We start from the raw sequence: 20,580 nt of genomic DNA, 5'->3' as shown, positions 1-20,580 counted from the left end.
AATCGTTTGCATAAACAAAAAAAATCTCCTATGATGATATAGGAGATTTTTTATATGAGTGGAAACTTATGATGGAAATGCCAATCGCAGGAGTTGAAGGACATGACAGAAGAAAAAGCAATTATAATAGGCGGAGGTCCTTGCGGATTATCGGCGGCTATACATCTGAAGCAAATCGGCGTGAACGCCCTTGTGATCGAAAAAGGAAATGTCGTAAACAGCATTTATAACTATCCGACACACCAAACGTTTTTCAGTTCAAGTGAAAAATTAGAAATCGGCGATGTCGCCTTTATTACGGAAAACAGAAAACCGGTCAGAATTCAGGCTCTCTCGTACTACAGAGAGGTTGTCAGAAGAAAAGAGCTGCGCGTAAACGCCTTTGAAACGGTGGAGCGCGTGACAAAACAGGAAGACGGCCGTTTTCTTGTAGAAACGTCAAAAGACCGCTATCTCACTCCGTTTTGTATTATTGCGACAGGATATTATGATCATCCGAATTATATGAACATACCGGGTGAAGAGCTTCCTAAGGTATTTCATTACTTTAAAGAAGGCCATCCTTATTTTGATAAAGATGTTGCCGTAATCGGCGGGAAAAATTCAAGCGTGGACGCGGCTTTGGAACTGGTGAAGTCCGGCGCGCGCGTCACGGTGCTTTACAGAGGGAATGAATACTCCCCGAGCATCAAGCCGTGGATTCTGCCCGAGTTTGAGGCCCTCGTCAGAAACGGCACGATCCGGATGGAATTCGGCGCTTGTCTTGAAGAAGTGACGGAAGATGAGATCATTTTCCGCTCAGGCCGGAATGAGACGGTCAGGCTGAAAAACGATTTTGTATTTGCCATGACGGGATATCATCCGGATCACGGTTTTCTCGAAAAAATCGGTGTCCAGATTGATGCAGAATCAGGCAGACCGTTTTTCCGGGAAGAAACGATGGAAACAAATGTTGACGGTGTTTTTATTGCCGGAGTCATTGCGGCAGGAAATAACGCCAATGAAATTTTTATCGAAAACGGCCGTTTTCACGGCGGCTTGATCGCAAAAGAAATTTCAAAACGGCTGGGTGCAGAGAGCATATGATCATTCATATGCTCTTTTTTTAGAAATTGAAAGATGTAAAAATATGAACAACATGGTACGATAGATATAGGAATATAAAGGAAAGAGGTTGCCTGATGTTTGCAATCATCTCTGCAGGAATCGCTCCCGGCATTGCGCTGTTAAGCTATTTTTATTTAAAAGATCAGTATGACAATGAACCCGTACATATGGTGCTGAGGTCTTTTTTTCTCGGAGTTGTACTCGTGTTTCCGACCATGTTTATCCAATATGTTCTTGAAAAAGAGCATGTAGGGGGAGGAAGCTTTTTCGTTTCTTTTTTGTCTTCAGGTTTTTTGGAAGAATCGGTGAAATGGTTTGTTCTGATGATCAGTGTGTACCCGCATGCTCATTTTGATGAGCATTATGACGGAATCGTTTACGGGGCCAGTGTGTCGTTAGGCTTTGCCACGCTTGAAAATATTCTCTATTTATTCGGCCACGGTGTTGAGCATGCTTTCATCAGGGCTCTTCTGCCGGTCTCCTGCCACGCGCTGATCGGGGTGATTATGGGCTTTTATCTCGGAAAAGCCCGCTTTTCACAGAAAAAAGCCCGCGTTAAGTGGCTTGTGATTTCGCTGATCGTGCCTTCATGTCTGCACGGTTCTTACGATTTTATTCTGACCGCCCTCAATCATTGGGTATATTATATGCTGCCGTTTATGCTGTTTTTATGGTGGTTCGGGCTGCGGAAGGCAAAAAAAGCACGTTCCGTCAATATGATTCAAGTGTGAAGAAACTGCGCATCGCGTGCAGTTTCTTTTTTTATGCCTTAGGGGGGATAAGAGGAAACGGTGTATAAAAATAACCGCGTGACAGACAATACGGGTACAGTTTAAATTTTGCTGAGGAGGCTTGAAAAGATGAAGTGCAAAGGAGCGTTTATGGCATGTCTCATTCTATTTTCTTTCGCTGCCGCTTTTTTCGAACATGAAACGGCCCATGCGTTTTCAAATCAAGTGATTCAAAGAGGCGCGACTGGTGATGATGTTATAGAATTGCAGGCACGTCTTCAATATAACGGATTTTATAACGGGAAAATCGACGGTGTTTACGGGTGGACCACATACTGGGCCGTACGAAATTTTCAGGAGAAATTCGGCATGAAGGCGGTTGACGGTCTCGTCGGTGCGAAAACCAAACAGGTGCTGATTTCAAAATCAAAATATTACCGCGAATATGTAATGGAGCAGATTCAAAAAGGGAATACGTTCACCCATTACGGCAACGTCCCTTTAAAAAATCAAACGAAACCGTCAGCAGGCGCACAGAAGCCGGCGGCGGGAACGAATAAGCCTGCTCAAAAACCGCAAAACAATACAGGCGGTCAGTCAGAACAAAAGCAAAACACGACAGCGGCCAATATGCCGGGCGGTTTCTCAAACAACGATATCAATCTTCTGGCGCAGGCTGTGTACGGGGAAGCCCGCGGTGAGCCGTTTGAAGGACAGGTTGCCATCGCCGCGGTTATTTTAAACCGTATTAAAAGCCCGTTATTTCCGAATACGGTGGCCGGCGTCATTTTCGAACCGCTCGCTTTTACCGCCGTTGCCGACGGGCAAATATATATGCAGCCGAATGAAAGAGCAAAAGAAGCGGTTCTTGATGCGATTAACGGCTGGGACCCTTCTGAAAACGCGCTTTATTATTTTAACCCTGATACGGCGACAAGCAAATGGATTTGGGGACGGCCGCAGATTAAAAGAATCGGAAAACACATTTTCTGTGAGTAAAAGTACGAAAAATGAGGTGTTAACATGATTAGAGGAATTATTATCGCTGTTCTCGCTGTCGTGATCGTCGCAACCGGATACTGGGGTTATAAAGAGCATCAGGAAAAGGATGCGGTCCTTCTGCACGCGGAAAATAATTATCAGAGGGCTTTTCATGAACTGACTTACCATGTTGATCAGCTTCACGACAAAATCGGGACGACGCTTGCCATGAACAGTAAAAAATCTCTGTCACCGGCGCTCATTGATGTATGGAGAATAACATCTGAAGCTCATAACAATGTGAGCCAGCTGCCGCTGACACTTATGCCTTTTAATAAGACGGAGGAGTTTTTATCCAATATAGGAGATTTCAGCTATAAAACATCCGTCCGGGATTTAGATCAAAAACCGCTTGATAAAAAAGAATATACGACATTGAACAGCCTGTATAAACAGGCGGAGAACATTCAAAACCAGCTCCGCAGCGTTCAGCATCTCGTCATGAGCAAAAATTTACGGTGGATGGATGTTGAAATGGCGCTCGCTTCTGACAAAAAACAAAGCGATAACACGATCGTCAACAGCTTTAAAACAGTCGAAAAAAACGTAGGCGCTTTTTCTGAAGACAACACCAGCCCCACGTTTACGGCAACAAATACAGAACGAAAAGGTTTTACGCATTTGAAAGGCAAACAAATTACAGAAAAAGAAGCGGTAAAAATCGCGGAACGGTTTGCGCCTGATCATAATTATTCCATTAAAGTGGTCAAGAGCGGCCGGAAGACGAATCGGGACGTATACAGCATCCGCATGAATGATGCCGATCACAAATCGTTGATCTATATGGATATTACCCAAAAAGGCGGACATCCGGTATATTTAATTCAAAAGCGGGCCGTGAAGAAACAAAAGATCAGCCTTAATGAAGCATCTAACCGGGCCGTCGCGTTTTTAAAGAAAAACGGTTATGAAACAAAAGGCCTCGAAATTGATGAAAGCGCGCAATACAATAACATCGGCGTCTTCTCTTTTATTCCCGTTGAGAAAAACGTCCGCATATATCCGGAAGCCATCCGAATGAAAGTGGCGCTGGATGACGGTGAAGTCGTCGGTTTTTCCGCGCGTGATTACCTGGCCGCGCATCACACGAGAACGATTCCGACTCCGGCTTTATCGGCTGATGAAGCGAAAGCGAAGCTGAATAAAAATGTTGAAGTGCGGGAGACGCGGCAGGCACTGATCACGAATGAACTCGGTCAGGAAGTGCTTTGCTACGAAATACTCGGGACGATCGGGAAAGACACGTATCAAATGTTCATAAATGCAGACGATGGAAAAGAGGAAAAAATAGAAAAATTAAAAAGTGCAGAACCTATATATAAAGACCTATAAAAATAAAGGAGGAAAGGACTAAAAGTCTTTTCCTTTTTTTCATTACATGCTTTAATAAAAGCATAAAGAATGAAAGAGTGAAGGCCCATGATAGCTGTCGGAGATTATATTTGGATTGAATACATAGAGAACAATGAGCCAAAAAAAGCGAGGAGCAAGGCTGTCAGCGTTGAAAACGGCGAACTGCATATCTCATATCCCGTCGATCTGGATTCGGGACGGACGGTCTTTTTGCACAAAGGGCTGGAAATAACAGCGGAATTTATGGGGAATGGCCAAGTGCCGTATCATTTTAAAAGCATAATCAAAGGAAAGAAAAAAGATCCTATCCCGATGATCGGATTGGATATCCCCCCTAAAAAGGAAATGAAGCGGATTCAAAGACGCCGGTACGTCCGTGCAGACGCTGTATTGAATGTATCCGTCAAAATAAAAGCGAAAAAAACCGCCTTTCAAACGGTTTCCTCTAATATCAGCGCCGGCGGAATCGCAGTTGTGATGCCTGAGCATATTTCCGTGGAACCGGGTGAAAAGCTGTATGTCTCATTCTCTCTTCCGGGTAAGGAAAATACAGACGATATATCAGCTGAAGCGGTTACCCAGCGGTTTTTTTATGATGAAAAGGCGGATAAACAAAAAATGACGCTTGAATTTACAGAAATCGATGCCGGATCGCAGCAGCAATTACTCCAATACTGTATGCGCGCGCAGCTGCAGCAGAGAAGAAACAGTCAGCCGGAATAAACAGCAGCGTACTTTTCCATACTAATCCTAATGGAGGTGCGCGTGTATGAAAACGTTTGAACGTCTGCTGGTCAAATTGGTCTGCATTCAGCTCGTGATTTTGGGCGCGGTACAATTTTTGCTTCATTATCAGCCTATTGAACCTTATATTTCGAAAGCCGTGAAATATGAGGGAGTTGATAAAATGGATAAAAAAGAATGGATTGAAACGGTAAAGCGGTAAGTCAGCTCAATTTTTTTCGCCCTTTTTCGGGCAGTTCATGATACAATCCATAGAGGAGTAAAGAGCAAGGAGAGAGATTATGGACAAGAAATTATCAATTGCGATCGACGGTCCGGCGGCTGCCGGAAAAAGCACCGTTGCTAAAATAGTAGCTGAGAAGAAATCATATGTGTACATTGATACAGGAGCGATGTATCGTGCCATTACATATACGGCGCTCAGGCAAAATGCCGAATTAACGGATGAAGCCGCGCTCACAGAGCTGTTAAAGCATACGAAGATTGAGCTTGTATCCGCTCCGGAAGGACAAATCGTTCTGGTAAACGGAGAAGATGTGACAGAAGAAATCAGAAAAGACGAAGTCAGCAACCAAGTATCCATCGCCGCCAAGCATAAAGGCGTCAGAGAAGAAATGGTGAAAAGACAGCAGCAGCTCGGAGAAAAAGGCGGCGTCGTCATGGACGGCCGTGATATTGGTACTCACGTGCTGCCTGATGCGGAAGTGAAAATTTTCCTGCTGGCGTCCGTAGAGGAAAGAGCGAAGCGCCGGTTTGAGGAGAATAAGAAAAAAGGCTATGACGTGAATTACGAAACGCTCATTGAAGAAATTGCAAGACGCGACAAACTCGATTCAGAAAGGGAATTTTCCCCGCTGCGCAAAGCGGAGGACGCGATTGAAATCGATACGACGTCACTCAGCATTGCCGAAGTCGCAGGAAAAATTCTGGAGATCGTTGAACAGAAATCACGTTAACTTGGCCGGAGCGCATTTTAAATTTTTTTCATAAGAACAAGATGTTATTGCTTGACAAACCAGTCCTTTTATTAGAAGTTAATACTAATAAAACTTTTTATTGATCATTCAAAATATTTTTGGATGATTCTTTAATACATATTCGGCTGAAAAGCGGACATTCACATGTTCAGCTTTCAAACCGTTTTAATTAAGCTGTGTAGGTTTGGACCAAGGAGGTTATTCAAATGACAGAGGAAATGAATCAAATTGATGTTCAAGTGCCAGAGGTTGGAGATGTAGTAAAAGGGATTGTGACAAAGGTAGAGGACAAGCATGTAGATGTCGAAATTATCAATGTCAAACAGTCCGGAATCATTCCAATCAGTGAATTATCAAGTCTTCATGTAGAGAAAGCATCGGATGTCGTAAATGTTGACGACGAGCTTGACCTGAAAGTAACAAAAGTGGAAGACGATGCTTTGATTTTATCTAAACGTGCCGTTGATGCTGACCGCGCTTGGGAAGACCTTGAAAAAAAATTCGAAACAAAAGAAGTGTTTGAAGCTGAAGTGAAAGATGTGGTGAAAGGCGGTCTCGTCGTTGATATCGGCGTTCGCGGCTTCATTCCCGCATCACTTGTCGAAGCTCATTTCGTCGAGGATTTCACTGACTATAAAGGGAAAACCCTCTCTCTTATCGTCGTTGAACTTGACCGTGATAAAAACCGGGTGATTCTGTCACACCGTGCTGTAGTGGAAAAAGAACAGACTGCCAAAAAACATGATTTTCTCCAAACGCTTGAGGTTGGAAGCGTTCTTGAAGGAAAAGTACAGCGCCTGACTGATTTCGGCGCATTTGTCGACATCGGCGGAATTGACGGACTCGTTCATATTTCGCAGCTGTCTCATTCACACGTCGAAAAACCGTCAGACGTGGTGGAAGAAGGTCAGGACGTAAAAGTGAAAGTATTGTCCGTAGACCGTGATAACGAGCGTATTTCTTTATCTATTAAAGAAACGCTGCCGGGACCTTGGAGCCAGATCGGCGAAAAGGTAAAGCAGGGAGATGTGCTTGAAGGAAAAGTGCAGCGCCTTGTAAGCTTCGGCGCCTTCGTTGAAATTCTTCCGGGCGTGGAAGGTCTTGTGCACATTTCACAAATCTCCAATAAACATATCGGAACGCCGCATGAAGTGCTGGAAGAAGGACAGACTGTTAAAGTGAAAGTCCTTGACGTGAACGAAAGCGAAGAACGCATCTCCTTAAGCATGCGTGAGCTTGAGGAAGCGCCGAAAGCCGATCAGGAGGACTTCCGTCAATACCAGGCGAAAGAAGAGCCGAGCACCGGCTTCCAGCTTGGCGATTTAATCGGGGACAAGCTCAATAAATTAAAATAAATTGGTGATAAAACGTGACACGAGCAGAACGAAAAAGAGAACATATAAATCATGCGCTGTCTACCGGCCAAAACCGGGAAACGGGGCTTGATGATATTACGTTTGTTCATGTCAGCCTGCCAGACCTTGCATTGGAAAAAGTGGATATCTCAACGGAAATCGGCGGACTCACAAGCAGTTCGCCGATTTTTATCAATGCGATGACAGGCGGCGGCGGACAGCTTACATACGAAATTAACAGGTCACTGGCAAGAGCCGCGCGCAAAGCCGGCATGCCGCTTGCTGTCGGTTCGCAAATGTCAGCCTTAAAAGATCCCTCTGAACGGTATTCTTACGAGATCGTCAGAAAAGAGAATCCGAACGGGTTAATATTTGCGAATTTAGGGAGCGAGGCGGACGCCGAGCAGGCGAAAAGGGCGGTTGATATGATTGAGGCGGACGCCCTGCAGATTCATTTAAATGTGATTCAGGAGATCGTCATGCCTGAAGGCGACAGAAGTTTTACGGGCGCTCTCCGCCGTATTGAGCAGATTGTAGATGAAGCGGGAGTGCCCGTTTTCGTTAAAGAAGTCGGCTTCGGCATGAGCAGGGAATCGGCACGGCAGTTATTTGATGCTGGGGCGGCGGCTGTTGATGCCGGCGGGTACGGCGGGACAAATTTTTCTAAAATTGAAAATATGCGCAGAGAGAAGGCGCTTCAATTTTTTAATACGTGGGGAATTTCCACTGCAGCCAGCTTAGCGGAAATCCATTCGCTTTCTGTTGATCAATCAATTATCGCATCCGGAGGGCTGCAAAGTGCGCTTGATGTCGCTAAAACGATTGCCCTCGGCGCTTCTTCTGCGGGAATGGCGGGCATTTTCCTGAAAGCTCTCACCTCAAAAGGAGAAGAGGGTCTGTTTGACGAGATGACGGCGCTGTTGGAAGAGCTGAAAATGATTATGACCGTTCTCGGCTGTCAATCGGTTGCCCAATTGCAAAAGGCGCCTTTGGTCATAAAAGGTGACACACATCACTGGCTTTCTGAACGGGGAATTGACACATCCCGTTTCAGCAGACGTTAAAAGGCATGCGTACCCGCATGCCTTTTTTTCTGTTTGCGATTTTCTTTTTCGGAATTCCCCGTTTTGCTCGAGGCTTGTCGCACCTTTATGGTGAATCGATTCATCGCGATCCGATTCCACCCGGCGGGAGGCTTTCAGTTTTTTCTCCTGTCTGTCTTTACCCATCTTCATCTGCTCCTTTCAGCTTTATTGGTTTAAAAAGTACGTTACCGCTCCATACTGGTCAGAGGAGGAGCGATTATGGAACCGTTTTATTATTACTGGTCGATGTGGTTTTTATGGATACTTGCGACTTTTATTTTTGCCAAAACGAAAAGCCGTTTTTACGTATCAGTCTTTATTTTGACTAATATGATGGCAAGCATACATCAGATGACGGCTTATTTTACGCTGAACGCGGCATATGTCATGTTTTTTGCTGCGGCATTTGTTTACGCGGGGAGTCTCGGCATGCATAAACGGCTTCGTTATATTGTGATTCATCTGACGGCTTCGGCAGCGTACGGCTTTATTTTTCTTTTTGCATTATATGACCCTGTTTGGTTTATCATAAAACCTGAGTGGGCGGCGGTCATACTGCTTACCGTGATTACGGTCTCTGTTGAGGGGCGATTTCCTGAAAGGCTTTGTCTTTTTGTTCTCGGCATGTGCCAAGGAGAGCTATTGTATTCGGCGGTCATTCACAAAATTGCGGGTGCGGCAGCCGTCGGCGGCTATCAATGGCTTTCAGGCTGCTCGGCGGGAGTGATCCTGCTTGTCGGGCTGACTACATATGAACAGCTCGCCGCACGCATCAGCCAAAAAAGCAAAAAGCAGGGCAAAGGGGCGACAAAAATGTCTTGAAAACGGACGGAGACTGTTACATGAATGCGAAACATTTTGAAGAATACATTGTGATCTCAGTGAAAACTGATATAATAAATGAGTTAAGCCCTTCTGTTTGAAGGGTTCTTTTCATAGCGAAGATGATTTTTAATAACCGGTTGAACAATTTTTGTGAAAATGTAAGCGGCTGGATTGAAAGGAAGGGTACTATGGGTAAACCTGTCGTAGCCATTGTCGGAAGACCGAATGTGGGAAAATCCACAATCTTTAACCGGATTGCGGGTGAAAGAATTTCAATAGTAGAAGATACCCCCGGAGTGACGCGGGACCGGATATACAGTTCGGCGGAATGGCTGAATTATGATTTTAACCTGATTGACACGGGCGGAATTGATATCGGAGACGAACCGTTTCTGACACAGATCCGCCAGCAGGCTGAAATTGCCATGGACGAGGCTGATGTGATCATCTTTATGGTGAACGGCCGTGAAGGTGTGACGTCTGCGGATGAAGAAGTGGCAAAAATACTGTACCGGACGAAAAAACCGGTCGTATTAGCCGTTAATAAATTAGATAATACCGAAATGAGAGCGAACATCTATGATTTTTATGCGCTCGGCTTTGGAGAGCCGTACCCTATTTCGGGTACTCACGGTTTGGGATTAGGAGATTTGCTCGATGCATGTGCCGAGCATTTTAAAAACATTCCGGAAACAAAGTATAATGATGATGTCGTTCAATTCTGTCTGATCGGCCGCCCGAATGTCGGGAAATCCTCCCTTGTCAATGCGATGCTCGGAGAAGAGCGGGTTATCGTGAGCAACGTGGCGGGTACGACAAGAGACGCTGTGGATACGGCATTCACCTATAACCAGCAGGAATTCGTGATCGTCGACACGGCGGGAATGAGAAAAAAGGGAAAAGTATATGAAACAACAGAAAAATACAGCGTGCTTCGGGCGTTAAAAGCCATTGACCGCTCAGACGTCGTCGGCGTTGTGCTGAATGCAGAAGAAGGCATCCTCGAACAGGACAAGCGGATCGCCGGATACGCCCATGAAGCCGGAAAAGCCGTCGTCATTATCGTAAACAAATGGGATGCCGTTGATAAAGACGAAAGCACGATGAAAGAATTTGAACAGAATATACGCGAGCATTTCCAATTTCTCGATTATGCGCCGGTGCTGTTTATGTCGGCACTGACGACAAAGCGGATTCATACACTCATGCCTGCGATTATTAAAGCGAGTGAAAACCACTCTCTCCGCGTACAGACAAATGTCTTAAATGACGTCATCATGGATGCGGTCGCCATGAATCCGACTCCGACGCACAACGGCTCACGCCTGAAGATTTATTATGCGACTCAAGTCGCTGTTAAGCCACCGAGCTTCGTTGTTTTTGTCAATGATCCGGAACTGATGCATTTTTCTTATGAACGCTTTTTAGAAAACCGAATCCGGGATGCTTTCGGATTTGAAGGTACGCCAATTAAAATATTTGCAAGAGCAAGAAAATAAAAAGGTGTGATACAGAGATGAAAAAAGTGGCAATGCTTGGAGCGGGAAGCTGGGGCACTGCACTTTCTTTAGTGCTGGCTGATAACGGACATCAAGTCATGATGTGGGGACATCGTGCCGAATTGATCGATCAAATCAACGAACTGCATGAAAACAAAGATTATCTGCCCGGGGTGGAGCTATCAAGTTCTATCATCGGAACAGCTGATGTAAGCGAGGCTTTAAATGGAGCTGACTTCATCATTGTGGCGGTTCCGACAAAAGCCATTCGGGAAGTGCTGAAAAAGGCTCTGCCTTACATCCCGAAGAAATCAATTTTTGTTCATGTCAGCAAAGGGATTGAGCCGGATTCGCTTCTCCGCATTTCAGAATTAATGGAGGAGGAGCTGCCTGAGGAGTACAGAAAAGACATCGTCGTGCTTTCAGGACCGAGCCACGCTGAGGAAGTCGGATTAAGACACCCGACGACCGTTACATCATCTTCAAAAAATATCGAGGCTGCAGAAGCGGTTCAGGATTTATTTATGAACCAGCATTTCCGCGTGTATACCAATCCGGATATGATCGGTGTTGAGATAGGGGGAGCGCTAAAGAACATCATCGCTCTGGCAGCGGGAATTACAGACGGATTGGGATACGGAGATAATGCAAAAGCGGCCTTAATCACCCGCGGTCTTGCTGAAATCGCCAGACTCGGAACAAAGATGGGCGGAAATCCTCTTACTTTTTCCGGCCTGACAGGCGTAGGCGATTTAATTGTGACGTGTACAAGCGTTCATTCACGGAACTGGCGCGCCGGCAACCTGCTTGGAAAAGGGTATAAGCTTGAAGAAGTCCTTGACCAGATGGGAATGGTTGTTGAAGGTGTGCGGACGACGAAAGCGGCATATCAGCTGTCTCAAAAATATCAAGTGAAAATGCCGATTACAGAGGCGCTTCACCAAGTGTTATTTAACGGGCAGAAGGTAGAAACGGCCGTAGAATCCTTAATGGCCAGAGTGAAAACCCATGAGATGGAAGACTTGGTCAACACATTCGAAAACCGGGTAAAGTGACAATAACATGCCGTCAGCATATTCTGAAGTGACGAAAGTCCAAAACGCGGAACTCTCCGGCTGAAATCGCTCAAAACATTTGCTGATTTAGGCAGAAGAGGATGCAGACGTACGCATCTACGCATACTATAGCATCGAAGTCCAAGAGAGTGTATCTCAGGCGTATAGGTGAATATAGTCAACTTGACTGAAGCAAAGTCCCCCTCTTTGCTTCAGTTTTTTTGTTTTTTTCAATAGATGGAAAACCTGTTGATCTTTTCAACATTTGTATATTAAAATGAAATATAACGCTTACAATGATTGGACGGGGGGCACGGACGTGAGTGTGGCATTGATGAAAATGTGGTTTGCGCTTGGTGCTATGGGATTAATGTTTGTGGCGGTGGCCTCTATTTATGTCAGCAGGTACAAAGTTAAAAACAGGCTGATAAAAGCAGCAGTTTCTTCACTCGCTTATGCCTGTATGGTCATCTCGGGATTGATCGTGTTAATGGTCGTTTTCAGCGGACCTGTCAATGAATAAAGCAAAAAAAGGGGGCGCGGAATGCATAAGTTAAAAATGGCCGTCATAACGGCAATTGCGGTGCTTCTGCTGTCCGGCTGTCTGTATCCTGAAGCGGAAAAAACTGAAAATAAAGTATCTTACAAGCATCAGCTTCAGCAGGTTCAAGCGGCGGTGGATGAATTTAAAAAGGCGAACGGCGGACTTCTGCCGATTCAGACAAAAGATATGAAAACACCGATCTATCAAAAATATCCGATAGATTTTAAGCGGCTCGCGCCCAGATATATAGAGGAGCCGCCGTCCTCTGCTTTTGAAAGCGGAGGAATGTACCAATACGTGCTTGTCGATGTGGAAAATAAGCCGACTGTGAAGCTGATCGATCTCCAAATGGCGGAGGCAATCCGCGACATAAAGCTGCGTGTCAAAATGTATCAGGAAAAGCATACATATCCACCCTATGAGGACGCCGTTTCAAAAGGGCTGTTCACTTTAAATAAAAAAAAGCTCGGCATGAAAGACTCTCCTTCTGTCGAAAGTCCGGTTTCAGGCGCGTCTCTGCCGCTTTTAATCGGAGCTGATGGAGAAATCTATGCCGACTATCGCGTCGATCTCGCCCGCTGTCTGAAAGAAAACAAAAAGAAAATCAAACCGGGCGCGGAAATTCAGGATATTTTATGGGAAGAGACTCCTTTCGTCCCGGCCTTTTCAGTCAAATACACCGTAAATGAAAAACAGGAACCCGTTTTTTTAGAAAGTAAAACGAAACAGGAATGAACCTTTCTCCCGCGCATACAAATAGGGAGAAAGGTTTTTTTGATTCCGATAGAAAAGATTGCCTGAAAATTTTCTAAAGATGTCATATTGAAATGGGACAACGTCATACACATATAGTGTCCTGTATTTGATTGAAGAATGGTGAATGAAAAATGATAAGGATAGGAAGTCCGGGAGGGGATCACTTGGAAAAGGTCGATATTTTCAAGGATATCGCTGAACGAACAGGAGGCGATATATACTTAGGAGTCGTCGGCGCTGTCCGTACAGGGAAATCTACATTCATTAAAAAATTTATGGAGCTCGTGGTGCTCCCGAATATCAGCAATGAAGCCGACCGAGCGCGGGCGCAGGATGAGCTTCCGCAAAGCGCAGCAGGAAAAACGATTATGACCACAGAACCAAAATTTGTGCCGAATCAAGCCATGTCCGTACATGTGGCGGAAGGACTTGATGTCAATATCCGCCTTGTGGATTGTGTGGGATACACTGTTCCCGGGGCGAAGGGATATGAAGATGAAAACGGTCCGAGAATGATCAATACACCATGGTACGAAGAACCGATTCCCTTTCATGAAGCAGCGGAAATCGGTACGAGAAAAGTCATCCAGGAACATTCCACAATCGGGGTCGTCATTACGACAGACGGTTCAATCGGCGATATTGCGCGGGGCGATTACGTAGAAGCGGAAGAAAGAGTCATTGACGAGCTGAAGGAAGTCGGCAAACCGTTTATTATGGTCATCAACTCGGTGAAGCCGTATCACCCGGAAACAGAAGCGCTCAGGGCTGAATTAAGCGCGAAATATGATATTCCTGTCCTCGCCATGAGTGTTGAAAGCATGCGGGAAACAGATGTGTTAAGCGTCCTCAGAGAAGCGCTTTACGAGTTCCCTGTGCTGGAAGTGAATGTCAACCTTCCGAGCTGGGTCATGGTGCTGAAAGAAAATCACTGGCTCAGAGAGAGTTACCAGGAATCAGTGAAAGAAACCGTAAAAGATATCAAACGCCTGCGTGACGTCGACCGGGTTGTCGGCCACTTCAGTGAATTTGAGTTTATTGAAAGCGCAGGCTTGGCCGGAATTGAACTTGGCCAGGGTGTCGCGGAAATTGATTTATACGCGCCGGATCATTTATATGACCAGATTTTAAAAGAAGTGGTCGGCGTCGAGATCCGCGGAAAAGACCATCTGCTTGAATTAATGCAGGACTTCGCCCACGCGAAAAAGGAATATGATCAGGTATCAGACGCGCTGAAAATGGTGAAACAGACCGGCTATGGCATCGCCGCTCCGGCCTTAACGGATATGAGCCTTGATGAACCGGAAATCATCAGACAGGGATCAAGGTTCGGGGTAAGGCTGAAAGCGGTCGCCCCGTCCATTCACATGATCAAAGTGGATGTGGAAAGTGAATTCGCTCCGATCATCGGGACGGAAAAACAAAGTGAAGAGCTTGTCCGCTACTTAATGCAGGACTTTGAGGATGATCCGCTTTCTATCTGGAACTCTGATATTTTCGGAAGATCATTGAGCTCGATTGTGAGAGAAGGAATCTCGGCAAAACTGTCGCTCATGCCTGAAAATGCGAGATATAAACTGAAAGAAACGCTGGAGAGAATTATAAACGAAGGCTCAGGCGGCCTGATCGCAATTATTTTGTAAGCTGAAGGACCTCTTCCTGATACGGGGGGTCTTTTTTTATGTCTATTTAGATACTGGAAATCAATCAAGGATTAGGAGGAAAAAAGCAAAAAAAGGAATATTTGTTCGGGAAAACACGTGAAAACCTTGACGAGCAAGGGATTGGGGCTTTAAAATGCTTGATATGGCTTTTTATATGTGTTACTCTACTTACAGAAAATCTTCACTTTGTTGGACAAACATTCCTCGAAGTGTCTGTTTTCTTATGAAAAGCCGTTTACTTGTCTGTTCTTCCCTGGATTGATTTTTTATCATACAGGTTTAGAATCAGACTGAACTGTGAAGAAATGATAATAAACTGCTGAATTGATACCCTTTTGGGAGGAGGTGAAAGGCATGAACAAGACAGAACTAATCAATGCGGTTGCAGAAGCAAGCGAATTGTCTAAAAAAGACGCTACAAAAGCAGTTGATTCTGTTTTTGATACGATTTTAGATGCACTTAAAAATGGTGATAAAATCCAACTGATCGGTTTCGGTAACTTTGAGGTGCGCGAGCGTTCTGCACGTAAAGGACGTAACCCGCAAACAGGTGAAGAAATCGAAATCCCTGCAAGCAAAGTACCTGCTTTCAAACCAGGTAAAGCTCTTAAAGACGCTGTTGCAGGAAAATAATTGTGAATATAGATCGTGTATGCATCTGATACATACACTTTGTTTCTTCACAGAAAAGCCCCTTGATAAAGGGGCTTTTCATATTTAAGCAGCCTCGGTCTCCGGGCAGGACTTTCGTTTTGCTTTTGGCGCGGCAAATGTGCTAGAATCGAAATTAAATGTATTCAATGGTGGAGGACACAGACAATGAAAGAAGTTAATAAAGAACAGATTGAACAGGCAGTTCGCCAGATTTTAGAGGCGATTGGAGAAGACCCGGACCGGGAAGGGCTTTTAGATACGCCGAAACGCGTAGCAAAAATGTACGCTGAAGTATTCTCGGGATTAAACGAAGACCCGAAAGAGCATTTTAAAACCGTTTTCGGCGAGGATCATGAGGAGCTTGTTCTTGTAAAAGATATCGCGTTTCATTCTATGTGTGAACATCATCTTGTTCCTTTTTACGGAAAAGCGCATATTGCCTACATTCCGCGCGGCGGTAAAGTGACGGGCCTGAGTAAACTGGCGCGTGCGGTGGAAGCCGTCTCAAAACGCCCGCAGCTGCAGGAGCGCATTACGTCAACGATTGCAGAAAGCATCGTAGAAACCTTAGATCCCCACGGCGTCATGGTTGTCGTCGAAGCTGAGCATATGTGCATGACGATGAGAGGCGTTAGAAAGCCGGGGGCAAAAACAGTAACTTCCGCCGTAAGAGGTATTTTTAAAGATGACGCAGCGGCGCGTTCTGAAGTGTTAGAACATATTAAACGTGCGGATTAATAATGATAGAGGGTGCAGATATGAATTCAAAGCATTCAAGTGATTTTGTCGTCATTAAAGCGGTCGAGGACGGTGTGAACGTCATCGGTTTAACGAGAGGAACGGATACGAAATTCCACCATTCCGAAAAACTGGACAAGGGTGAAGTGATTATCGCTCAGTTTACAGAGCATACATCCGCCATCAAAGTGAGAGGCAACGCCCTCATCCAGACCGCTTACGGAGAAATGAACAGCGAAAAAAAATAAGCCGGCTGTTTCCCGCTTTTGCTGATTGCCCGCAAACGGCGGGAGAATACAGCCAATTTCTTTTTTTTATGCTATAATGATACCTGCGTATAATAATGACGAATAAATCTCATACATATTAGAATAAATGTGAATTTGGGGACAAGGGTGATATTTTTGCAAGACATCTACGGAACTTTAGCGAATTTAAATACGAAATTAAAACAAAAGCTGTCTCATCCTTATTTAGCGAAACATATTTCTGCGCCGAAAATCGATGAGGATAAGCTGCTTCTTTTTCACGCTTTGTTTGAAGAAGCTGACATTAAGAACAACGACAGAGAAAATTACATAGTAACTGCGATGCTTGTCCAAAGCGCCCTTGATACCCACGATGAAGTGACAACAGCCAGAGCGTTAAAGCGAGACGAAAATAAAAACCGGCAGCTCACCGTGCTTGCCGGCGACTATTTCAGCGGACTGTACTATTCGCTTTTATCTGAAATGAAGGATATCTATATGATTCGGACGCTCGCTACGGCAATTAAAGAAATCAATGAACATAAAATCCGTCTGTACGATCGGTCTGTCAATGACTTGAATCAATTGATTGAAAGCATGGCGATTGTGGAAGCGGCCCTGTTTCACAGAGTGTCAGACCACTTCAATCTTCCGCGCTGGAAAGAGCTGGCGAGTGATTTTTTTGTATATAAGCGGCTGATGAACGGCAATGCTATATTTCTCGATGTCATCGGCAATATTGTAAAGTCAGGAAAATCAAAGGCTGACATACTGGAAGAAAGCTTCCGGAAGGCGAAGCAAAGCATTGAAACGCTGCTGCCGCTCAATTCACCAATCCAAAATCTAATGCTGAACCGGCTTCAAGCGATCAGCCAAGACAAAACATATCATCAGAAAGTGGAAGAAGGGTAATCAACATGCAGGAGTCAAAAGAACAGCGCGTACACGGCGTATTTGAAAAAATCTACAAAAATTATGACCAAATGAACTCTGTCATCAGTTTTCAGCAGCATAAAAAATGGCGCGACAAAACGATGCAGATCATGAATGTGAAAGAAGGCGCAAAAGCGCTTGACGTCTGCTGCGGAACGGCTGACTGGACGATTGCCCTCGCAGAAGCGGCCGGTAAAAGCGGCGAAATCAAAGGACTGGATTTCAGCAAAAATATGCTGAGCATCGGCGAGAAAAAAGTAAAAGAGGGCGGTTACAGCCAAATTGAGCTTTTACACGGGAATGCGATGGAACTTCCTTTCGATGATAATTCTTTTGATTTTGTCACCATCGGCTTCGGACTGCGGAACGTTCCCGACTACCTGACCGTGCTGAAAGAAATGCGGCGGGTCGTCAAACCGGGCGGGCAGGTCGTATGCCTGGAAACATCCCAGCCGGAAATGTTCGGTTTCAGACAGGCATATTTCCTCTATTTTAAATACATCATGCCTTTCTTCGGAAAAATGTTTGCAAAGAGCTATAAAGAATATTCCTGGCTGCAAGAATCAGCAAGAGAATTTCCCGGTATGAAAGAGCTTGCGCGTCTGTTTGAAGAAGCGGGCCTGACGAATGTCAAATACCATTCGTTTACCGGCGGAGTGGCCGCTACGCATATCGGTTGGAAATGATGAATATACAGATGTTTGGGTGAATGATATGAAATTTAAAATGGCCTATTCTTTTTTAAATGACGATATTGATGTGATCGAAAGGGAGCTTGAGCAGACGGTGCGGTCTGACTATCCCTTGCTGAGCGAAGCGGGGCTCCATCTGCTTCAGGCGGGAGGCAAGCGCATCCGCCCTGTTTTCGTATTGCTTTCCGGCATGTTCGGTGACTATGACATTAATAAAATAAAATATGTAGCGGTGACGCTGGAAATGATTCATATGGCATCCCTCGTGCATGACGACGTCATCGATGACGCCGAGCTGCGGAGAGGAAAGCCGACCATTAAAGCCAAATGGGACAACCGCATTGCCATGTATACCGGTGATTATATGCTTGCGGGCTCGCTTGAGATGATGACGAGACTCGATGAGCCGAAAGCCCACCGGATCCTGTCCAAAACCATCGTAGAAGTTTGCCTCGGAGAAATTGAACAGATCAGAGATAAATACAATATGGAACAAAACCTCAGAACCTATTTGCGCCGCATCAAACGGAAAACGGCTCTTCTCATCGCCGTCAGCTGCCAGCTCGGCGCCATCGCTTCGGGAGCTGATGAGAAGATTCATAAAGCATTATATTGGTTCGGCTATTACGTTGGCATGTCCTATCAAATTATTGATGACATTCTTGATTTCACTTCCACTGAAGAGGAACTGGGAAAACCTGTCGGAGGAGATCTGCTGCAAGGAAATGTCACTCTGCCCGTTTTGTACGCGTTGCGTCAGCCTGAATTGAGAAATCAGCTGAAATTAATTAACAGTGAAACAACACAGGAGCAGCTTGCCCCCATTATTAAAAATATAAAACGCACAGACGCGATTGAAAAATCAATGGCCGTCAGTGACAGGTACTTAAAAAAAGCGTTTGAAAAGCTGAATACACTGCCGAGAGGCCGTGCGCGCTCATCATTGGCCGCAATCGCGAAATATATCGGCAAACGAAAATTTTAACCCCCTTTTACGAACAAGATGTGAACATTCTCCGCCCTGGATTGATTAATTGTCAGAAAGATGTTACGATTTCGGTGTGCAACTTGAAAGCCTATACATAATGATGGGGTGGAGAATCTTATGGAAAAAACTTTTATCATGGTAAAACCGGACGGCGTACAGCGCCAGCTGATCGGAGAGATTTTATCAAGATTTGAACGTAAGGGCTTACAATTGGCAGGAGCCAAGCTAATGCAAGTTTCAGAACAGATGGCTGAAAACCATTATGCTGAACATAAAGGGAAACCGTTTTTCGGCGAGCTTGTGGAATTCATTACATCAGGACCCGTATTTGCAATGGTATGGGAAGGGGAAAATGTAGTAGAGATCACAAGACAGCTGATCGGAAAAACAAACCCGAAAGACGCACTGCCGGGCACGATTCGCGGTGATTACGGCATGTTTGTCGGCAAAAATATCATTCACGGTTCAGACTCCTTAGAAAGCGCTGAGCGGGAAATTCAGATTTTCTTTAAACAGGAAGAGCTTGTACCGTATCAAAAATTAATGGCCGACTGGGTGTACTAAGCCGTCAGCCTTTCTTTTTCTCGTATTATGAAAGGGTTTACATCGTTTAAGAAAGACAGAGGCCTTGCTGTCCTGTCTTTTCATTTCTCACAAATCAGCCTGCGGGCTGATTTTTTTATTGAAATCGTACAATTTAGAAAGAAAACAGGCTATACTAGGACAAAAGACAGCGAGATTGGGAGAGAAGCAATGGAGCCTTACGAAATTTTTATCACGAAGTGGAAAAAAATAACCGGCGTTGATTTATCTTTATACAAAGAAGCACAGATGAAAAGGCGGCTGACGTCCCTTTATGAAAAAAAGGGATTCAGGGATTTTCAGGAATTTGCGGCCGCTTTGGAAAAAGACAAGCTATTATTAAATGAAACATTGGACAGAATGACGATCAATGTTTCTGAATTTTACCGAAATTATAAACGGTGGGAAGTTCTTGAAACTTCCATTCTTCCGTTATTAAACCATAACAAACCGTTAAAAATATGGAGCGCGGCCTGTTCAACGGGGGAAGAACCCTATACCTTGGCGATGATTCTCAACCAGCAGGCGGGACTGGCCGGATTTGATATATTGGCGACAGATATTGATGAAAAGGCGCTCAGCAAAGCCAAGCGGGGCATCTATCAGGAGCGCTCGCTGCAAGAGGTGCCGGCTTCCGTAAAAAGCCGCTTTTTCACCAAGCAGGACGACAACAGCTATCAAGTAAAGCAAGAGATACAGAAAAACATCCGCTTTAAGCGGCACAACCTGCTTGCTGACAGCTATGAACAGGATTTTGACCTGATCGTCTGCCGCAACGTTTTTATTTATTTTACTGAAAAAGCGAAAGAAGAGCTGTATGTGAAAATGGCGGGCAGCCTGAAAAAGAACGGAATTCTGTTTGTCGGAAGCACAGAACAGATTTTCAGCCCGGAAAAATTCGGCCTTGAAAGCACCGATACATTTTTTTATCAAAAAAGATAGAAGACATTTTATGAAAACTTGTGTTATAGTTTTACTTAAAAGCGTTAATGCGATGAAGGGAGAAGAA

General features: G+C 44.9%; 23 protein-coding genes and 1 pseudogene. 23 read left to right on the top strand and 1 reads right to left on the bottom strand.

Going from position 1 to position 20,580, the window contains the following annotated elements; translation table 11 throughout:
* Positions 1 to 102: 102 nt before the first annotated feature.
* From MHH91_RS12060 to fni, 9 genes are all read left to right on the top strand, one after another.
* The gene (locus tag MHH91_RS12060; protein WP_013352704.1) at positions 103 to 1,086 is read left to right on the top strand and encodes a YpdA family putative bacillithiol disulfide reductase; all 984 of its coding nucleotides are present in this window, start codon (positions 103 to 105) and stop codon (positions 1,084 to 1,086) included.
* A 95-nt stretch (positions 1,087 to 1,181) separates the two neighbouring features.
* Complete coding sequence (gene prsW, locus MHH91_RS12055) at positions 1,182 to 1,838, top strand: glutamic-type intramembrane protease PrsW (protein WP_014470043.1); 657 nt, start codon at positions 1,182 to 1,184, stop codon at positions 1,836 to 1,838.
* A gap of 129 nt (positions 1,839 to 1,967) precedes the next feature.
* On the top strand, positions 1,968 to 2,837 hold the full coding sequence (gene sleB, locus MHH91_RS12050; RefSeq protein ID WP_013352702.1) for a spore cortex-lytic enzyme: 870 nt from the start codon (positions 1,968 to 1,970) through the stop codon (positions 2,835 to 2,837).
* 24 nt (positions 2,838 to 2,861) lie between these two features.
* Positions 2,862 to 4,211 (top strand): germination protein YpeB, encoded by a 1,350-nt coding sequence (gene ypeB, locus MHH91_RS12045; RefSeq protein ID WP_014472076.1) that lies wholly within the window; start codon positions 2,862 to 2,864, stop codon positions 4,209 to 4,211.
* An 87-nt stretch (positions 4,212 to 4,298) separates the two neighbouring features.
* Positions 4,299 to 4,955, top strand: coding sequence for a flagellar brake protein (locus MHH91_RS12040; protein WP_013352700.1), 657 nt, complete (start codon positions 4,299 to 4,301; stop codon positions 4,953 to 4,955).
* Positions 4,956 to 5,001: 46 nt separating this feature from the next.
* Positions 5,002 to 5,178 carry a YpfB family protein gene (locus MHH91_RS12035; RefSeq protein ID WP_013352699.1) on the top strand — a complete coding sequence of 59 codons (177 nt, stop codon included), beginning with the start codon at positions 5,002 to 5,004 and terminating at the stop codon, positions 5,176 to 5,178.
* A 79-nt stretch (positions 5,179 to 5,257) separates the two neighbouring features.
* Positions 5,258 to 5,932: a (d)CMP kinase gene (cmk, locus tag MHH91_RS12030; protein ID WP_013352698.1), complete on the top strand. Its 675-nt coding sequence runs from the start codon at positions 5,258 to 5,260 to the stop codon at positions 5,930 to 5,932.
* 227 nt (positions 5,933 to 6,159) lie between these two features.
* Positions 6,160 to 7,308 (top strand): 30S ribosomal protein S1, encoded by a 1,149-nt coding sequence (gene rpsA, locus MHH91_RS12025; RefSeq protein ID WP_013352697.1) that lies wholly within the window; start codon positions 6,160 to 6,162, stop codon positions 7,306 to 7,308.
* 14 nt (positions 7,309 to 7,322) lie between these two features.
* Positions 7,323 to 8,372, top strand: coding sequence for a type 2 isopentenyl-diphosphate Delta-isomerase (fni, locus tag MHH91_RS12020; protein WP_013352696.1), 1,050 nt, complete (start codon positions 7,323 to 7,325; stop codon positions 8,370 to 8,372).
* Positions 8,373 to 8,408: 36 nt separating this feature from the next.
* Here the strand turns inward: fni and MHH91_RS12015 are convergent.
* Positions 8,409 to 8,537, bottom strand: a pseudogene (locus MHH91_RS12015) (YpzI family protein); the annotation flags it as partial.
* A 75-nt stretch (positions 8,538 to 8,612) separates the two neighbouring features.
* On the opposite strand from MHH91_RS12015, the gene MHH91_RS12010 reads away from it, so the two are divergent.
* From MHH91_RS12010 to MHH91_RS11945, 14 genes are all read left to right on the top strand, one after another.
* Entirely contained in the window at positions 8,613 to 9,215 is a 603-nt protein-coding gene (locus MHH91_RS12010) for a YphA family membrane protein (RefSeq protein WP_013352694.1), read from the top strand.
* A gap of 191 nt (positions 9,216 to 9,406) precedes the next feature.
* Complete coding sequence (gene der / locus MHH91_RS12005; protein ID WP_013352693.1) at positions 9,407 to 10,717, top strand: ribosome biogenesis GTPase Der; 1,311 nt, start codon at positions 9,407 to 9,409, stop codon at positions 10,715 to 10,717.
* 17 nt (positions 10,718 to 10,734) lie between these two features.
* Positions 10,735 to 11,772 (top strand): NAD(P)H-dependent glycerol-3-phosphate dehydrogenase, encoded by a 1,038-nt coding sequence (locus MHH91_RS12000; protein ID WP_013352692.1) that lies wholly within the window; start codon positions 10,735 to 10,737, stop codon positions 11,770 to 11,772.
* Positions 11,773 to 12,091: 319 nt separating this feature from the next.
* Positions 12,092 to 12,295: a DUF2768 domain-containing protein gene (locus tag MHH91_RS11995; protein ID WP_014470045.1), complete on the top strand. Its 204-nt coding sequence runs from the start codon at positions 12,092 to 12,094 to the stop codon at positions 12,293 to 12,295.
* Between the two features lie 21 nt (positions 12,296 to 12,316).
* A complete protein-coding gene (locus MHH91_RS11990) occupies positions 12,317 to 13,051 on the top strand; it encodes a hypothetical protein (RefSeq protein ID WP_013352690.1) in 735 nt (244 codons plus the stop codon).
* Between the two features lie 185 nt (positions 13,052 to 13,236).
* Positions 13,237 to 14,715 carry a stage IV sporulation protein A gene (gene spoIVA, locus MHH91_RS11985; protein WP_003153438.1) on the top strand — a complete coding sequence of 493 codons (1,479 nt, stop codon included), beginning with the start codon at positions 13,237 to 13,239 and terminating at the stop codon, positions 14,713 to 14,715.
* A gap of 375 nt (positions 14,716 to 15,090) precedes the next feature.
* Positions 15,091 to 15,369, top strand: coding sequence for a non-specific DNA-binding protein Hbs (hbs, locus tag MHH91_RS11980; protein ID WP_003153447.1), 279 nt, complete (start codon positions 15,091 to 15,093; stop codon positions 15,367 to 15,369).
* Between the two features lie 186 nt (positions 15,370 to 15,555).
* Positions 15,556 to 16,128, top strand: coding sequence for a GTP cyclohydrolase I FolE (gene folE, locus MHH91_RS11975; RefSeq protein WP_003153448.1), 573 nt, complete (start codon positions 15,556 to 15,558; stop codon positions 16,126 to 16,128).
* A gap of 20 nt (positions 16,129 to 16,148) precedes the next feature.
* Positions 16,149 to 16,376: a trp RNA-binding attenuation protein MtrB gene (gene mtrB, locus MHH91_RS11970; protein WP_003153449.1), complete on the top strand. Its 228-nt coding sequence runs from the start codon at positions 16,149 to 16,151 to the stop codon at positions 16,374 to 16,376.
* A gap of 156 nt (positions 16,377 to 16,532) precedes the next feature.
* A complete protein-coding gene (gene hepS / locus MHH91_RS11965; RefSeq protein WP_014470046.1) occupies positions 16,533 to 17,288 on the top strand; it encodes a heptaprenyl diphosphate synthase component 1 in 756 nt (251 codons plus the stop codon).
* A gap of 5 nt (positions 17,289 to 17,293) precedes the next feature.
* Complete coding sequence (gene menG / locus MHH91_RS11960; protein WP_013352687.1) at positions 17,294 to 17,995, top strand: demethylmenaquinone methyltransferase; 702 nt, start codon at positions 17,294 to 17,296, stop codon at positions 17,993 to 17,995.
* Between the two features lie 28 nt (positions 17,996 to 18,023).
* Positions 18,024 to 18,986, top strand: coding sequence for a heptaprenyl diphosphate synthase component II (hepT, locus tag MHH91_RS11955; protein ID WP_013352686.1), 963 nt, complete (start codon positions 18,024 to 18,026; stop codon positions 18,984 to 18,986).
* 120 nt (positions 18,987 to 19,106) lie between these two features.
* Positions 19,107 to 19,553: a nucleoside-diphosphate kinase gene (gene ndk, locus MHH91_RS11950; protein ID WP_013352685.1), complete on the top strand. Its 447-nt coding sequence runs from the start codon at positions 19,107 to 19,109 to the stop codon at positions 19,551 to 19,553.
* Positions 19,554 to 19,742: 189 nt separating this feature from the next.
* Entirely contained in the window at positions 19,743 to 20,513 is a 771-nt protein-coding gene (locus MHH91_RS11945) for a protein-glutamate O-methyltransferase (RefSeq protein ID WP_014470048.1), read from the top strand.
* Positions 20,514 to 20,580 lie beyond the last annotated feature (67 nt).

Origin of the sequence: Bacillus sp. FSL K6-2819, assembly GCF_038008305.1 — a bacterium.
GTDB lineage: Bacteria > Bacillota > Bacilli > Bacillales > Bacillaceae > Bacillus > Bacillus amyloliquefaciens.
The sequence above is the reverse complement of the archived record's forward strand: the minus strand, read 5'-3'. Positions and strand labels throughout refer to the sequence as shown.

Bases quoted from the DNA above. Each gene is read 5' to 3' on its own strand.
- hepT (WP_013352686.1), top strand. From the start codon at position 18,024: ATGAAATTTAAAATGGCCTATTCTTTTTTAAATGACGATATTGATGTG.
- MHH91_RS12010 (WP_013352694.1), top strand. From the start codon at position 8,613: ATGGAACCGTTTTATTATTACTGGTCGATGTGGTTTTTATGGATACTT.
- menG (WP_013352687.1), top strand. From the start codon at position 17,294: ATGCAGGAGTCAAAAGAACAGCGCGTACACGGCGTATTTGAAAAAATC.
- rpsA (WP_013352697.1), top strand. From the start codon at position 6,160: ATGACAGAGGAAATGAATCAAATTGATGTTCAAGTGCCAGAGGTTGGA.
- folE (WP_003153448.1), top strand. From the start codon at position 15,556: ATGAAAGAAGTTAATAAAGAACAGATTGAACAGGCAGTTCGCCAGATT.
- der (WP_013352693.1), top strand. From the start codon at position 9,407: ATGGGTAAACCTGTCGTAGCCATTGTCGGAAGACCGAATGTGGGAAAA.
- MHH91_RS11945 (WP_014470048.1), top strand. From the start codon at position 19,743: ATGGAGCCTTACGAAATTTTTATCACGAAGTGGAAAAAAATAACCGGC.
- MHH91_RS12000 (WP_013352692.1), top strand. From the start codon at position 10,735: ATGAAAAAAGTGGCAATGCTTGGAGCGGGAAGCTGGGGCACTGCACTT.
- MHH91_RS12035 (WP_013352699.1), top strand. From the start codon at position 5,002: ATGAAAACGTTTGAACGTCTGCTGGTCAAATTGGTCTGCATTCAGCTC.
- MHH91_RS12040 (WP_013352700.1), top strand. From the start codon at position 4,299: ATGATAGCTGTCGGAGATTATATTTGGATTGAATACATAGAGAACAAT.
- hbs (WP_003153447.1), top strand. From the start codon at position 15,091: ATGAACAAGACAGAACTAATCAATGCGGTTGCAGAAGCAAGCGAATTG.
- prsW (WP_014470043.1), top strand. From the start codon at position 1,182: ATGTTTGCAATCATCTCTGCAGGAATCGCTCCCGGCATTGCGCTGTTA.
- MHH91_RS11990 (WP_013352690.1), top strand. From the start codon at position 12,317: ATGCATAAGTTAAAAATGGCCGTCATAACGGCAATTGCGGTGCTTCTG.
- MHH91_RS12060 (WP_013352704.1), top strand. From the start codon at position 103: ATGACAGAAGAAAAAGCAATTATAATAGGCGGAGGTCCTTGCGGATTA.
- cmk (WP_013352698.1), top strand. From the start codon at position 5,258: ATGGACAAGAAATTATCAATTGCGATCGACGGTCCGGCGGCTGCCGGA.
- ypeB (WP_014472076.1), top strand. From the start codon at position 2,862: ATGATTAGAGGAATTATTATCGCTGTTCTCGCTGTCGTGATCGTCGCA.
- sleB (WP_013352702.1), top strand. From the start codon at position 1,968: ATGAAGTGCAAAGGAGCGTTTATGGCATGTCTCATTCTATTTTCTTTC.
- ndk (WP_013352685.1), top strand. From the start codon at position 19,107: ATGGAAAAAACTTTTATCATGGTAAAACCGGACGGCGTACAGCGCCAG.
- mtrB (WP_003153449.1), top strand. From the start codon at position 16,149: ATGAATTCAAAGCATTCAAGTGATTTTGTCGTCATTAAAGCGGTCGAG.